11 protein-coding genes and 3 rRNA genes are annotated in these 15,430 nt (G+C 52.3%); 11 read left to right on the top strand and 3 right to left on the bottom strand.

The annotated features are described in order from the left end of the window. Positions 1-21: 21 nt before the first annotated feature. Positions 22-1,335, bottom strand: coding sequence for an NYN domain-containing protein (locus CSTAT_RS12330; RefSeq protein ID WP_075723653.1), 1,314 nt, complete (start codon positions 1,333-1,335; stop codon positions 22-24). A gap of 272 nt (positions 1,336-1,607) precedes the next feature. Here CSTAT_RS12330 and CSTAT_RS12325 point away from each other — a divergent pair, with 272 nt between their 5' ends. From CSTAT_RS12325 to rrf, 6 genes are all read left to right on the top strand, one after another. After that, complete coding sequence (locus tag CSTAT_RS12325) at positions 1,608-1,982, top strand: GntR family transcriptional regulator (RefSeq protein ID WP_066798005.1); 375 nt, start codon at positions 1,608-1,610, stop codon at positions 1,980-1,982. A 29-nt stretch (positions 1,983-2,011) separates the two neighbouring features. Beyond that, positions 2,012-2,827 carry an ATP-binding cassette domain-containing protein gene (locus CSTAT_RS12320; RefSeq protein ID WP_244892852.1) on the top strand — a complete coding sequence of 272 codons (816 nt, stop codon included), beginning with the start codon at positions 2,012-2,014 and terminating at the stop codon, positions 2,825-2,827. 122 nt (positions 2,828-2,949) lie between these two features. Continuing rightward, a complete protein-coding gene (locus CSTAT_RS12315) occupies positions 2,950-3,846 on the top strand; it encodes an ABC transporter permease (RefSeq protein ID WP_244892851.1) in 897 nt (298 codons plus the stop codon). 621 nt (positions 3,847-4,467) lie between these two features. Beyond that, positions 4,468-5,993 (top strand): 16S ribosomal RNA (locus CSTAT_RS12310). A 517-nt stretch (positions 5,994-6,510) separates the two neighbouring features. Then, positions 6,511-9,587 (top strand): 23S ribosomal RNA (locus tag CSTAT_RS12305). Positions 9,588-9,740: 153 nt separating this feature from the next. Beyond that, positions 9,741-9,859: ribosomal RNA gene (gene rrf / locus CSTAT_RS12300) — 5S ribosomal RNA — on the top strand. Together the 16S, 23S and 5S rRNA genes form the textbook arrangement of a ribosomal RNA operon. A gap of 133 nt (positions 9,860-9,992) precedes the next feature. On the opposite strand, the gene CSTAT_RS12295 is transcribed toward rrf, so the two are convergent. Next, a complete protein-coding gene (locus tag CSTAT_RS12295; protein WP_075723651.1) occupies positions 9,993-10,973 on the bottom strand; it encodes a pseudouridine synthase in 981 nt (326 codons plus the stop codon). On the opposite strand from CSTAT_RS12295, the gene CSTAT_RS12290 reads away from it, so the two are divergent. From CSTAT_RS12290 to CSTAT_RS12275, 4 genes are all read left to right on the top strand, one after another. After that, positions 10,972-11,172: a hypothetical protein gene (locus CSTAT_RS12290; RefSeq protein WP_066796905.1), complete on the top strand. Its 201-nt coding sequence runs from the start codon at positions 10,972-10,974 to the stop codon at positions 11,170-11,172. The genes CSTAT_RS12295 and CSTAT_RS12290 overlap by 2 nt on opposite strands. A gap of 171 nt (positions 11,173-11,343) precedes the next feature. Beyond that, a complete protein-coding gene (locus CSTAT_RS12285; RefSeq protein ID WP_075723650.1) occupies positions 11,344-12,270 on the top strand; it encodes a universal stress protein in 927 nt (308 codons plus the stop codon). Positions 12,271-12,553: 283 nt separating this feature from the next. Continuing rightward, on the top strand, positions 12,554-12,802 hold the full coding sequence (locus tag CSTAT_RS12280) for a GlsB/YeaQ/YmgE family stress response membrane protein (RefSeq protein WP_066796896.1): 249 nt from the start codon (positions 12,554-12,556) through the stop codon (positions 12,800-12,802). A 130-nt stretch (positions 12,803-12,932) separates the two neighbouring features. After that, positions 12,933-13,541 (top strand): TetR/AcrR family transcriptional regulator, encoded by a 609-nt coding sequence (locus tag CSTAT_RS12275; protein ID WP_066838333.1) that lies wholly within the window; start codon positions 12,933-12,935, stop codon positions 13,539-13,541. On the opposite strand, the gene yidC is transcribed toward CSTAT_RS12275, so the two are convergent. Beyond that, a complete protein-coding gene (gene yidC / locus CSTAT_RS12270; protein ID WP_075723649.1) occupies positions 13,538-14,620 on the bottom strand; it encodes a membrane protein insertase YidC in 1,083 nt (360 codons plus the stop codon). The two genes, CSTAT_RS12275 and yidC, sit on opposite strands and share 4 nt — an antisense overlap. Positions 14,621-14,665: 45 nt before the next feature. Between yidC and CSTAT_RS12265 the strand changes: the two genes are divergently transcribed. Further along, entirely contained in the window at positions 14,666-15,427 is a 762-nt protein-coding gene (locus CSTAT_RS12265; protein WP_066796890.1) for a class E sortase, read from the top strand. Positions 15,428-15,430 lie beyond the last annotated feature (3 nt).

Raw genomic sequence — 15,430 nt, 5'->3', positions numbered from 1 at the left:
ATGCCCAGTGATTCGTTGTAGCTACTGGGATTTGTGGCGAGTGATATTGATTAGAACCCCGCGAATGCCGGAGTGGAATCCGTCGCGAAGATTCACGCGCTGCGCTTCACTCAGGGTGTATTCGTGGAGGGTTTCGCACGCGAACTGCAGCAAAGGGCGATCGATTTCTGGCGGAAGTCCACCGCCGGACAGGATATGAGCCTGGTCGCGCTGGTCAGCCGATGCAGCATTTTCAAACCACCAGCTGGCATATTGTTGGCCGACATCGAAAGGGGTTTGGAAACCAGAAGAGGTCCAGACTTCTTCTGGCAGCGGAACATAACGTGAACGCAGCTTCCGTCGCGGCGCCATCATCGATGGCTTTGGAATTCCAGAAGGCTTCGGCGCTTCAGCAGCGTCCTTTGGATCCTCTGAATCCTGTTCGTCCTGCACATTGTCAGCAACCTCGGTTGGTTCACCAGCTTCCGGTAGCTTCGGAGCTTCCGTGGCTTCTACAGCATCTGGTTCGGAAGGGGTTTCTGAAACCTGTGGGTCCGGATTCGGGGTGGAAGTAGGCACCGCGGCAGGCGTTGGGCTGGGCTTTGGTCCAGGGGTGGGAGTCGGTGCTGGGGTAGGAGTCGAGGTGAGTTCGCTGCTTTCCTCGGCTGGTTCCTCTGTTTGGATAAGCGGCGTGGAGGAAAAAGCGGCCTCGACCTCGGAAGGCTCGCGGCACTCATCGCGCGCAGGTAGTTCGGCTGAAGAAGAGGATTCGTCCTCCGTGGACTCTGGAACCACTGGTGAAATCGGACCTTCTAAAACCTGGATTTCCATACAGTCCTGGAAATCCTCGCGTGGATCCAAAATGGTAGTGGTGTCACAGGCGTGGCGCAGTGCCGAAGACATGGAATCCCAGCCGAATCCATAAAGGTGCACGCGCATGCCATTATTAGCTGCTTCGTTCACACCGGGAATCATGTCAGCATCACCGGAGACTAGAACAAAGTCGGTGAAGTGCTGATTCATGGCGGTGACCACCATGTCAGCAACGAGACGAGTATCCACGGCCTTTTGTGTACGTCGCTCGCCCCATTCAATGAGCTGACCAGTGCGAAGTTGCACCCCATCACAGGTGCGCAAGGCACGCTGGTAGCGGTGCGGACCAGTATCTGGAATGCCATCGTACCAATTTTGGCGGTGGACAGGATGGCCGATCTGGTTTTCGATCATAGACCGTAAAGTGGCTACGACCTCGGGTAAGTCAATTTCTAACTGGGCACGTGCACCGATTTCCCATGAGTTATAAAAGCTGGCCAATAAATAAGAGGTGTCAACAAAGACAACTGTGCGTTCAAGCATGGCTCCTAAATTCCGTTCATTTGATTCTAATTTTATTTGTATTCCTCTAGTTTGCCTCATCTGTCACACTACGTCGATATCCTTGCGTGAATCTGCTGGTAATTTCCATTTGTCCTGAGAAAGTATGCTGTTTGGCCCGTGAATTTATGTCGAAAGATAGGCAAAGCCTTGCGGGTTAGCAGCATTGGCTATACGGTTAGTTACATGAGTAACGAACCAACTTGGTTGGGGAGCTCAGTTCAACTTCTACGACAGGTGCAATGACAATGGCGATGGATAACTCAACGCAGCCGCTATTTAGGCAGATTGCTTCTTTGGTGGAGGACTCCATTGTGGACGGCGTCCTGGCGGAGGGGGCGCGAGCACCCTCGACTAATGAGCTCGCTGATTTCCACTCGATCAATCCGGCTACTGCACGCAAAGGCTTAAATCTCTTGGTTGATGTCGGGGTACTGGATAAACGCCGCGGTATTGGCATGTTCGTGTCTGAGGGCGCCATTGAGGTTATTCGCCAGCGCCGCCGCAGTGAGTTCGCGGCAGACTACGTCGCCCCGCTTATCGATGAAGCGGTGCGCCTGAATTACTCCCGCGCAGCATTGCTGGACTTGATCGAAAGAGTTGCTGAAAGCCGAGGGCTATACAAATGACCGACACTTCCAACGGGTTAGGACAAACCATGAACGCAATCGTGACTTCGAAAAATTATGCGCTGGACCAGGGGCTTACCCATGGGGTGGTTGGCCCCAATGGCATTGGCAAGACCACGCTGTTGCGCAAAATAGCTGGGCAGCAACCATCAAAAGGCTTGAAAGTCTTTGGGCAGGAACCTTTTGATAATCGTGCGGTTATGGATCGCACCATCTTGATGGGAATTGATAATCCGTTAGTAGATGGCTGGAATATTGCTAAGCTCATGCGGCTTGGCAAAGCCCGGTGGGCAACCTGGAATGCAGAGCGTGCCGGTGAACTCCAGGACCGTCTCGAATTGCCATCCAAGAACTATTCGGCATTGTCACGGGGTCAAAAGTCCGCGATGGGCATCATCATGGCAGTGGCTTCAGGTTGTGAGCTCATGCTTCTCGATGAACCCTATCTCGGTCTCGATGTTGAAAAACGCCAGGTCTTCTACGATGTGCTGCGCGAGGAACATGGCCGGACCATTGTTATCTCGACCCACCACCTCAATGAACTCTCTGGACACCTGGATACGGTGCTCATGCTCAATGGAATGAAACACGGCGCGGTGGAAGAGCTTATCGATGGCATCTTGGAGCTAACCGGCCGCTCAGATAACGTCGACCGTCTGCTCAACCGCCTGCAGGTAAAACCGCTTTCACGTGAATCAACTGCCCTGGGCGAGCGTGTGATTGTTGATGCCATTTCCCTTGGCCCGGACCACGTCTTTGACGCGGCAGGTGATGTCGATGTCCGCGTCCAGGAGGTAAACCTAGAAAGAGCAGTCCTTGCTCTTGGTGAGGAGGGACTTGCATGAACGCGCGCTTAATGTGGGAGCTAGTAGACAAACCAAAATGGTTCTTCCGCCTGGTTTTGTTAGTGATACTGGGCTTGAGTATGAGTCAAGGTACGACCATACGGTATGTACTTCTAACACTGGTGGGACTTCAAGCTTTACTGGGGCCAGCAGGTGATGCCTATTGGATTCTGGGATTGAGCAGGCGCGATTACAACATTCAGCGACGTCTTGAAATTGGAATATCAGTCGCGATATTCGTGGTCATCATGGTTTCCATGGGCATCCCGTGGTTTCTTATCGCTGGATACTTGTTCGTTGCTGCGATCGTATTGACCTTCAATATGGAAATTCCACAGCGAGACGGATCTAGGAAGAAAGACCTTCTCTCCCAATCTAGTGGCCGGACTGCTGAGGGACGCTTCCCGCCGACTATCGAAGGTCAGCTGCTTGACCGGCCACAGGTTAAAGGTTGGATACGAATCGTGTGCTTGACCGTAGCCACCAGCCTTATTTACTGGGGCATAACAGTGATCTGGGGTGGTGCGTGGTCACAGACTATCTCAATCCTGGCGATTATTTGGACAGCCATGTTCTTCGTGGTCTACCAAGACATTTTGTCGAGCTCCCTACGTGAATACGTGACTTTCGGTGGAACTAGGACGTTCTGGGCTAAGCGCACCATGCTCATCAATGCGGTTGTGCCCGGTCTGCTCATTGCTGCTGGTGCTGCCGTGCCGCGATGGCATTTGATTAGCGCACTCGGCGCCATCTATCTCTTGCTCGTCCTCATGGTCATTGCCCTAGGTCTAACTGCACGAACGAGCTGGCCCGTAACCGTGCCTGTCCTTATAGGGGCAATAGCACTCGAGGTGTACATAGTCAGCGGTATAAACCACGAGAGCTATATTCTGCCGACCATCGCGGCGGTCGCAGGATATGTAGTTGGTGGACTCCTGCTTCCATCTATGGCTAGAAGAACCGATATCTACTCCGAAGGCCTGGCTCGATGGCTCGGAATGGCATCAACAACAAGCTAAGCATCAAAGCGATGTTTATAGATCAATCGTTTATGTGTGTTTGCCTGGGGATTTGTGTTGGTTGGTGTGGGTGTGTAACTTTATGTGAGTCAGCGAGACCGACAACGCCCCGCACAGAACATTAGGTTCTGGTGAGAATGGCGGTAGGAAAACAGCCGCTGGCGAGAAACGCAAAATTATTTTTTGACTTTCCATTCACTTCTTCTGTGCCGCGCCAATGGTGGGGTGTGCAGTGTGTGGTGTGGTTGTTGTCTGAGAACTCAATAGTGTACCAATGTACTAGATTTTATATTTTTGTCTGTGTTGTGTGGATGAGAATTATGTTGGACTAGATACTTTGATTAGTGTTTGGTTGTTGGTGTGTACCGGATGTCACTTGTCGTTATTAAGTGTCATTGAAAATAGTTAAACTTTTTTAACGGTACATATTGAATCGATGTAATTGTTGTCTGTATTTAATACGGAGATAAAACACTTTTACCTTGCTCAGCTGGACTTTGGTTTGGTTGGGTTTGTTGATTTCTTTATGTAGTAATTTTTGGTCAGCTTCACACATGGGGTTTAAGCGCTTTGTGTGTGTTGTTTGTCTTTTTTGTTAGGTTTTGGGCTTTTCACGCCTTTTTTGTGGAGAGTTTGATCCTGGCTCAGGATGAACGCTGGCGGCGTGCTTAACACATGCAAGTCGAACGGAAAGGCCTTGTGCTTGCACAAGGTACTCGAGTGGCGAACGGGTGAGTAACACGTGGGTGATCTGCCCTGCACTGTGGGATAAGCCTGGGAAACTGGGTCTAATACCATATAGGACCGCATCTTGGATGGTGTGGTGGAAAGCTTTTGCGGTGTGGGATGAGCCTGCGGCCTATCAGCTTGTTGGTGGGGTAATGGCCTACCAAGGCGGCGACGGGTATCCGGCCTGAGAGGGTGTACGGACACATTGGGACTGAGATACGGCCCAGACTCCTACGGGAGGCAGCAGTGGGGAATATTGCACAATGGGCGCAAGCCTGATGCAGCGACGCCGCGTGGGGGATGAAGGCCTTCGGGTTGTAAACTCCTTTCGCTATCGACGAAGCCACTGTGTGGTGACGGTAGGTAGATAAGAAGCACCGGCTAACTACGTGCCAGCAGCCGCGGTAATACGTAGGGTGCAAGCGTTGTCCGGAATTACTGGGCGTAAAGAGCTCGTAGGTGGTTTGTCGCGTCGTCTGTGAAATCCCGGGGCTTAACTTCGGGCGTGCAGGCGATACGGGCATAACTTGAGTGCTGTAGGGGAGACTGGAATTCCTGGTGTAGCGGTGAAATGCGCAGATATCAGGAGGAACACCGATGGCGAAGGCAGGTCTCTGGGCAGTTACTGACGCTGAGGAGCGAAAGCATGGGTAGCGAACAGGATTAGATACCCTGGTAGTCCATGCCGTAAACGGTGGGCGCTAGGTGTAGGGGGCTTCCACGTCTTCTGTGCCGTAGCTAACGCATTAAGCGCCCCGCCTGGGGAGTACGGCCGCAAGGCTAAAACTCAAAGGAATTGACGGGGGCCCGCACAAGCGGCGGAGCATGTGGATTAATTCGATGCAACGCGAAGAACCTTACCTGGGCTTGACATATACAGGATCGGGCTAGAGATAGTCTTTCCCTTGTGGTCTGTATACAGGTGGTGCATGGTTGTCGTCAGCTCGTGTCGTGAGATGTTGGGTTAAGTCCCGCAACGAGCGCAACCCTTGTCTTATGTTGCCAGCACGTTATGGTGGGAACTCATGAGAGACTGCCGGGGTTAACTCGGAGGAAGGTGGGGATGACGTCAAATCATCATGCCCCTTATGTCCAGGGCTTCACACATGCTACAATGGTCGATACAGTGGGCAGCGACATCGTAAGGTGGAGCGAATCCCTGAAAGTCGGCCTTAGTTCGGATTGGGGTCTGCAACTCGACCCCATGAAGTCGGAGTCGCTAGTAATCGCAGATCAGCAACGCTGCGGTGAATACGTTCCCGGGCCTTGTACACACCGCCCGTCACGTCATGAAAGTTGGTAACACCCGAAGCCAGTGGCCTAAACTTGTTAGGGAGCTGTCGAAGGTGGGATCGGCGATTGGGACGAAGTCGTAACAAGGTAGCCGTACCGGAAGGTGCGGCTGGATCACCTCCTTTCTAAGGAGCATTATTTATATAACCCACCACGTGGTAGTAACCATGGTGTTGTTGGGTTGGTGGTTGATGGCCCGAGTGTGGTCATGCCACCGGTTTGAATCGGAGTGGAAACACACCGCCAACCATATAAGGGTTGGTAACAGGAATTTTTTGAAGCATATACAGGGACATAATTTTTCTAGGTAATTCGTTGGTGCACTGTTGGGTGTCTGGGACAGCAATCCATTGTTTATGGGTTGGTCCTGATGCTCACACCAGGTCAAGGCAAGCTGATGCTGTTTAGCAGTGGTTTGCCCAGGGTGGTGTGGGGTGTTGTGTGAGAACTGTATAGTGGACGCGAGCATCCACCACATGAATGTTTTGGCTTTGGTCATTGGTTTGTGTGGTGTGTGTAATTTTTTCTTATTTTTTCTGTGAGAACGCGCATAAACACTGGGTGTTAATGCTTGGTTGTTTGTGTGTTTAGTTATTTTTTTAGTTACGGTTGTTCACCCTGCGCATTTTTTGTGTGGGGTGTGTGTTCGTTATTTAAGGGCGCATGGTGGATGCCTTGGCATACTGGGCCGATGAAGGACGTGTAAGGCTGCGTTAAGCCTCGGGGAGTTGTCAATTAAGCGTTGATCCGAGGATGTCCGAATGGGGAAACCCGCCTGCCGTTATGGGTAGGTACCTGCTGATGAATTCATAGTCAGTGTGGGGGTTATACGTGGGGAAGTGAAACATCTTAGTACCTGCAGGAGGAGAAAATAATAATGATTCTGCTAGTAGCGGCGAGCGAACGTGGATGAGGCTAAACCGTGTGTATGTGATACTTGGTAGGGGTTGTGCATGCGGTGTTGTGGGGCCATGATTTTCTGTTTCTACCAGAACAGAGCGCGCTATGTGTTGTTAGGTGAAGTGGGTTGGAATGCCCGGCCGTAGAAGGTGAGAGCCCTGTAGGTGAAGACGATGTGTGGTGTGTGTTGTGGTGCCCGAGTAGCAGCGGGCTCGTGGAATCTGCTGTGAATCTGCCGGGACCACCCGGTAAGCCTAAATACTCAGTGTGACCGATAGTGTATGAGTACCGTGAGGGAATGGTGAAAAGTACCCCGGGAGGGGAGTGAAATAGTTCCTGAAACCATGTGTCTACAATCCGTCAGAGCCCCTTGTGTGGGTGATGGCGTGCCTTTTGAAGAATGAGCCTGCGAGTCAGCGGCATGTCGCGAGGTTAACCCGTGTGGGGTAGCCGTAGGGAAACCGAATCCTAACTAGGGTGGCAAGTGGCATGTTCTGGACCCGAAGCGGGGTGATCTACCCATGGCCAGTGTGAAGCGATGGTAAGACGTCGTGGAGGCGCGAACCCACGTAGGTTGAAAACTGCGGGGATGAGTTGTGGGTAGGGGTGAAAGGCCAATCAAACTCCGTGATAGCTGGTTCTCCCCGAAATGCATTTAGGTGCAGCGTCGTAGTAGCCTGGTGGAGGTAGAGCTACTGGTTGGTTGAGCGGGACTATCATCTTAGCAACATCAGCCAAACTCCGAATGCCGCCAGTTGTGTTCTACGGCAGTGAGACTGTGGGGGATAAGCTTCATAGTCGAGAGGGAAACAGCCCAGATCGCCGGTTAAGGCCCCTAAGGGTGTGCTAAGTGGAAAAGGATGTAAGATCGCGAAGACAGCCAGGAGGTTGGCTTAGAAGCAGCCATCCTTGAAAGAGTGCGTAATAGCTCACTGGTCGAGTGGTTTTGCGCCGACAATGTAGTGGGGCTCAAGCACACCGCCGAAGCCGCGGCAAATATTTTTGATATTTGGGTAGGGGAGCGTCGTGCATGGGTTGAAGCAATACTGTAAGGAGTTGTGGACTGTGTGCGAGTGAGAATGCAGGCATGAGTAACGAATTGGACAGTGAGAATCTGTCCCGCCGGATGACTAAGGGTTCCTGGGTCAAGTTCGTCTTCCCAGGGTGAGTCGGGACCTAAGGCGAGGCCGACAGGCGTAGTCGATGGACAACCAGTTGATATTCTGGTACCCGTATATGCGCGCCCGCGGTAAAGCATTGATACTAACCACCCACAAGCATGTTCTGGTTGCCTTCGGGTTACTGGTTTTGTGTGCGTGCGTGGGGCCTAATATGTGGTCCAAGCGATGGGGTGACACAGTGAGGTAGCCATGCCACTTAGTGGATTGTTGGTGTAAGCGTGTAGGCCAAGTGATAGGTAAATCCGTCACTTATTTAAGGCTAAGGCGTGATGCGGAGCCTTTTTGGTGAAGTTGGTGATCCTGTACTGTCGAGAAAAGCCTCTAGCGATGTGTGTATATGGCCCGTACCCCAAACCGACACAGGTAGTCAGGTTGAAAATACTAAGGCGTTCGGGATAACTGTGGTTAAGGAATTCGGCAAAATGCCCCCGTAACTTCGGAAGAAGGGGGACCCACTGAGATGACCGCCCTTTGCGGTGTGAGTGTTGGTGGGTCGCAGAGAATAGAGGGAAGCGACTGTTTATCAAAAACACAGGTCCATGCGAAGACGTTAAGTTGAGGTATATGGACTGACGCCTGCCCGGTGCTGGAAGGTTAAGAGGACCGGTTAGAAACCTTGTGGTTTCGAAGCTGAGAATTTAAGCCCCAGTAAACGGCGGTGGTAACTATAACCATCCTAAGGTAGCGAAATTCCTTGTCGGGTAAGTTCCGACCTGCACGAATGGCGTAACGACTTCTCTGCTGTCTCAACCACAGGCCCGGTGAAATTGCACTACGAGTAAAGATGCTCGTTACGCGCGGCAGGACGAAAAGACCCCGGGACCTTCACTATAGCTTGGTATTGGTGTTCGGTTCGGTTTGTGTAGGATAGGTGGGAGACTGTGAAACTATGACGCTAGTTGTGGTGGAGTCGTTGTTGAAATACCACTCTGATCGGATTGGATACCTGAACCTTGGCCCATGATCTGGGTTGGGGACAGTGCCTGGTGGGTAGTTTAACTGGGGCGGTTGCCTCCTAAAATGTAACGGAGGCGCCCAAAGGTTCCCTCAGCCTGGTTGGCAATCAGGTGGTGAGTGTAAGTGCACAAGGGAGCTTGACTGTGAGACTGACAAGTCGAGCAGGGACGAAAGTCGGGACTAGTGATCCGGCACCTACTTGTGGAAGTGGTGTCGCTCAACGGATAAAAGGTACCCCGGGGATAACAGGCTGATCTTCCCCAAGAGTCCATATCGACGGGATGGTTTGGCACCTCGATGTCGGCTCGTCGCATCCTGGGGCTGGAGTAGGTCCCAAGGGTTGGGCTGTTCGCCCATTAAAGCGGCACGCGAGCTGGGTTCAGAACGTCGTGAGACAGTTCGGTCTCTATCCGCCGCGCGCGTTGAAACTTGAAGAAGGCTGTCCCTAGTACGAGAGGACCGGGACGGACGTACCTCTGGTGTGCCAGTTGTTCCGCCAGGAGCAGGGCTGGTTGGCTACGTACGGAAGGGATAACCGCTGAAAGCATCTAAGCGGGAAGCCTGTTTTAAGATGAGGTTTCTGTTGAGGTTCCCTACAGACTATAGGGTTGATAGGCCAGACCTGTACGCATTGTAAGATGTTAAGGCTACTGGTACTAATACACCAACAAACAAACACAACCAACACATGTTGTTGGTTTGTAACACGTAACGAGAAAAATTGACTCTTGTCGCACAGACAAAAATCAAGCACACCCTTGTGGTGTGAACGCGTCCACTATGCAGTATCTGACACAACACCCCTGGCATCAGAACATGTTGTTCCGATGATTTGTCGGTGGCGATAGCGGCAGGGAAACGCCCGGTTACCCATTCCGAACCCGGAAGCTAAGCCTGCCCGCGCTGATGGTACTGCACCCGGGAGGGTGTGGGAGAGTAAGTTACCGCCGACAATTAAACAAAACACAACTAAATACTAAGAGGAAGGCTAGCAGGCGACATCATGTTGCTGTTAGCCTTCCTTTCTTGCGTTTTCTACCCCTCATTCGCCCGTAACGTAACGAGGCACGGGCGAAAAAGAGAATGTTAGAAGGCCAACGACGTATGAAAATGTCGGGGCTTCCCGTTGAGAGGATCTGTAAAGGCTAATTCGGCTGCGGTAAGATGCATCGGGACATTCATATCTTCCGCATCTACAGGATAGATAACTGGGTAGACAGGATCGCCCAGGATAGGAACACCAGCCGCCCACATATGCAGCCTAAGCTGATGTGTCTTCCCGGTTTCGGGAGATAAGGAATAGCGTGCCAACTGCGGCTGACTGCCGTGAATGTCTTCCACCGCTTTCTGCTCGGAAGAAGTCAACGGCGTAATGCAACTCAGGTTGGTAATGGCGTTGATTTCACCTGGTTCGATTCGGCCTTGAATCTCCCCGGGTGTCTTCTCCATCCGTGATTGCCACACCAAGGGAGTATCTAAAACTTGGTGCTCGGCGATGGCACTGTAGGTCTTGTGTACCTCGCGACGGGCAAATAGAGTTTGGTAGGCACCGCGGACTTCGCGACGTTTGGTAAACAGTAAAAGCCCTGAGGTCAGACGGTCCAAACGGTGTGCCGGAGCGAGGTCATCGATACCGGTGCTTCGGCGTAATTTGACCGTCGCGGTTTCCACGATGTGGCGTGCCCGCGGCATGGTCGCCATAAAAGGTGGTTTATCGGCAACCAGGATGTCGTTGTCTTCATAGACAATAGGAATGTCATAAGGCACCGGGGTTTCCGGTGCTGGAGTTCGATAGAAAAAGACATCTTGCTCCGCCGATAATAGGGTTTCGGGGGAGATCGGGGTGGCATCGAAAAGCACGACCTCTTGGTCGGCAAAACGTTTCAGCAATGCTTCCCGGTCATCATCAGGGTGACGGTGCCGTTGAGTCTGAATTACCTCCATAAGAAAGTCCGCCGCCTTAATCGGGGATACTTCCTCTGGCACGCGAACACGCGTAGGGTTCAGCCCATCTTTGATCGGCAATGGGATGTAGCCCCTGCGCTGATGCGGTAATCTGTTTCCCATGGACTATAAAGAACTCCTTGACTCAGCTGTAGAATTTTCTTCCGATGGTATCGGAGCAATCATGCTCAAAATCGCTGAATTTTTCTACACCATTTTGTATCCATCGAATGCAGACCCAGCAACGCCGGGCTCTCCTGCAGCTTTAGAGTCTAAAGTGGACTCTGCGATGCAGCTAAAAGATGCTCTGGTTTCTCTGTAATTCCGAGAAGAGTTCAGAGTACTGCCCACCGATTAGGGTATAACAACCCCTGCCACCGGTAATAAACAGCTATACTTAAGTCTAGGAAATGAAATTATTTCATCCCCGTAGATTGTCGCCTGACCAGTGCGGAATTGCCGTCAACTGGCTAAAACCGAGGAAGGGAACATCATGGCCAAAGAAGACATCGTTGTTGTAGCAGTAGACGGGTCGGAAGCCTCCAAAAACGCCGTCCTGTGGGCAGCTAACACCGCAACCAAGCGCGGCATCCCGCTGCGCATCGCATCGAGCTACACCATGCCTCAGTTCCTCTACGCGGAGGGAATGGTTCCACCGAAGGAGCTCTACGAAGACCTCCAGAATGAGACCGCTTCTCGCATTGAGGAGGCTCGCGTCATCGCGCACGAGGCCTTCCCAGATCTGAAAATCGGGCACACCATTGCTGAGGGCTCTCCAATTGATATGTTGTTGGAGCTTTCACACGATGTCACCATGATTGTCATGGGTTCCCGTGGCATGGGTGGACTCTCCGGCATGGTTATGGGCTCGGTTTCGGCAAACGTCGTCTCCCACGCACATTGCCCAGTTGTTGTCGTTCGTGAGAACAACGCGGTGACCGCTGATAACAAGTACGGCCCTGTGGTTGTCGGCGTGGATGGCTCGGAAGTATCCGGCAAGGCAACTGCGTACGCTTTCCGCGAGGCGCAGGCGCGTGGAGCAGAGCTTGTCGCCATCCACACCTGGATGGATATGCAAGCACAGACTTCGCTGGCAGGTCTGGCCGCAGCACAGGCCGAGTGGGGCGAGATTGAAAAGGAACAGGGTGAGCTGCTTTCAGAGCGCCTCGAGCCTTTTGAAAATGAGTACCCAGACGTGAAGGTTACCCGCATCATTGCCCGTGACCGTCCAGTTCGCGCGCTTGCCGATGCCGCCCAGGGCGCCCAGTTGGTCGTCGTTGGTTCGCACGGCCGCGGTGGTTTCCGTGGCATGCTGCTGGGCTCGACCTCACGCGCACTGTTGCAGTCCTCTCCTTGCCCAGTGATGGTTGTCCGTCCAGAGTCCTACATCGGTGACGAAGAAGGACAAGACGACAAGTAGGTCAGGCAAGCATCTAGCTTCGGCTTTGATTTGGCTCCAGCTTCTTAAAATGGCAAGTTGGAGCCTTTCTTTTTTATTACAGTTCGCAAACAATACCACTACGAACATTTACATCGGTCACATAAGGTGGCATCATGGTTAATATAGCCTTTTAGCTTCACCAACGAAGTTACAAGGCTGGGCTCGATCTGATAAAGAGAATGACACAAACAATTGATTTGAGCTGAAACTAGAGTCTCATAGAGGCCTACGGCTGTTTCAGCACGCAAGGAGGAAAGAACTCATGAGTATTATCGGCTGGATTATTATCGGTGCTATCGCTGGCTTCTTGGCAGAAAAGATTATGAAGCGCGATCACGGTCTGTTGACCAACATCGTCGTAGGTATTGTCGGTGGTGTTATCGGTGGTTGGTTGCTCTCGCTAGTTGGCTTGGGCAGCGGCGGCTGGATCTGGACACTGATCACGGCAGTTATCGGCGCTTGTCTGCTGCTGTGGGTAGTAGGGGCAATTCGCTCGAAGACTGCGAACTAGTATTGGGATCACAGCCCTTGGCTGCGGGTAGTGAATAGATACCCACCCAAAAATTAGCGAACAAACCGGTTTGTCTATATTGTATAGATGAACCGGTTTAGTTGTGCCTGCACCCAGGAAGGATGTCAAAGTGACCCAAAAGAAGTCGCGCCGTAATCGCCCGAGTCCTCGTCACCGTCTGTTGGCATCTGCAACGAACCTTTTTACAACCGAAGGCATCCGCGTTATCGGTATTGACCGTATCCTGCGTGAAGCCGATGTGGCCAAAGCCTCGCTCTATTCGCTCTTTGGCTCTAAAGACGCGCTCGTTATTGCTTATGTGGAAACGCTCGATGAGCAATACCGCGAAGCTTGGGCAGAACGCACCGCAGAGGTTGCTGACCCGCAAGGTAAAATTCTCGCCTTTTTCGACATGGCTATTGAAGAAGAACCCGGTAAGGAATTCCGTGGTTCGCACTTTCTTAATGCAGCGGGCGAATACCCACGGCCGGAAACTGATGCCGAGCGCGGCATTGTAGAAGCCTGTCTGGAGCACCGTCGTTGGATGCATTCGACGATGACGGAGCTGCTCAACGAAATTAACGGCTACCCTTCTGGAAGCCAGGCAGACCAGCTGCTGATCTTCTTAGACGGCGGCATGTCGGGTGCGCGTTTGATGCGCGATATCAAGCCTTTGAATACTGCGCGTGACTTGGCGGTCCACATGCTTTCAGAACCGCCAGCGGATTACTCCATTTAGTCGTCTGTCTTTTGGACGTCTGAGTCTTTAACGTCAGCGTTTTCAACCTCTTCAGCGGAGTCCTTGGTCTTCGCCTTCTTCTTTTGGGCCAACTTTGCTTGGCGTTCCTCACGGCGTTTGGCCATACGAATCTTGTTAGCTTCGCGGCGGATTTCCGCAGTTTTCTTATTCTCTGCCTTGGTCGCTGCCTTGTGCTCTTTCTTTTCGGCGGATGGCAACTTGCGGAATTCCCTGAAATCCGTGATGGATTCGCGGCGCATGTTATGGACGTCATCGGTAAGCGGGTAGTTTTTCGCTAGCGCGATTTGGCACACGATGGTCAGGGACAATGTGAATAGGTTCGTGCAGAACCAGTAGAAGATAACGGCCAGAGGAATAGGACCATTCATCGCCAGACTCCACAACAGGATCGGGATGAATGGAATCAAAATCAGCATCAAGATAAAGACGCGGCGGGTTAGCTTTGAGTTGAAGTCGGTGGTCCAGAAGCTGCGCGTGGTGGAGATGCAGAGGTTGATGACGGTAAAAGCAATCGCCAGCACCAGCCACGGCAAGGCTTTCTCACGTACTAGGGCAGGTTCAACGGCCAAATCAGTCGCCCAGGAATCAGGCATGGAGATAAACGCCGGAATGGGCACGCCGTTGAGCATCGTGTCGCGGAAAGAATCGACTTCTTCGGCGGTAATGAAGCCGATGCTGCCGTTGAAAGTCGGGCGAGCCATACGCAACACTACTTGGTAAAGGCCTAAGAAAACCGGCAGCATGATCAGGGGCGGCAGACAGCCAATCGCAGGATTGTAGTCGTGCTCTTTGTGCATCGCGTCGATGGCATCTTGGTTCGCCTGAAACTCTTCGGGGGTAGTTGCAGTAGGTAGCGCAGCCTTGCGCGGGCGTAGCAGCGCAGAGATGCGCCCAGCCTTAACTGAGTACCACGTCAGTGGCGCGATAAGTGATCGTACGGTGAGAACTAGCAGGACAATGGATACAAGCCACGCAGTTTGTTCGTCGAAGAAATGATGCGTGAGCAAATGCCACAGCTTCATGATTCCCGAAACTGGGTAGACAAATATATCGAGCATTTGTGCCTTTCTGCGTGGGTCTTTCCGCTCACTATAATTTCAATTATGGAAAAATCCCGCATAAGCTTACGCCAAATTTTAGGTGAGCTGCTATTAACAGCCGGCGCTGTGCTATTGCTTTTTGCGTTTTATGAAGCGTTTTGGACAAATGTGGAATCTGGAAAGTTGCAGGAGCAGGCTCAAGAGCAGCTCGATGAAACTTGGCAAAATCCCCGTAAGCAGCTTAGCCCGAAGCTCGGCGAAGCTTTTGCTCGGATGTACATCCCGGCTTTCGGCGATGATTTTCAGTTCGCGATCGTTGAAGGCACCGATGAAAATGACCTGCTGCGCGGACCTGGGCGCTATGAACAAACTCAGATGCCGGGCGAGGAAGGTAATTTCGCGGTTGCGGGCCACCGCGTGGGCAAGGGAGCGCCGTTTAATGATTTAGGCTCGCTGGAGACTTGCGATGCCATCGTGGTGGAGACACAAACCGCCTGGGTGACCTACCGCGTGCTGCCGATTGCGGGGGATGAGGCGCCGCGGTTGGATTGTTTAAGCTCGGAGCAGCAGGACAAGTTGCAGTCAGAATATTCCCACGTGCAGGGTCGGCACATTACGGTGCCGGGAGATGTTTCGGTGTTGGATCCGGTGCCATCGCTTAGCGGTGCCATCGCGAGCGAAGGCATTTTAACGCTTACTACCTGCCACCCACAGTTTTCCAATGCCGAGCGCATGATTATTCACGCGATGGAAGTAGAAAACCTGCCCAAGACTGCTGGTGCTACCAATAACCAACGCCCTGCAGCATTAGAAGAAACCGCATAGGAG

Source organism: Corynebacterium stationis (assembly GCF_001941345.1).
In the GTDB taxonomy this organism is placed as follows: Bacteria; Actinomycetota; Actinomycetes; order Mycobacteriales; family Mycobacteriaceae; genus Corynebacterium; species Corynebacterium stationis.
The sequence above is the reverse complement of the archived record's forward strand: the minus strand, read 5'-3'. Positions and strand labels throughout refer to the sequence as shown.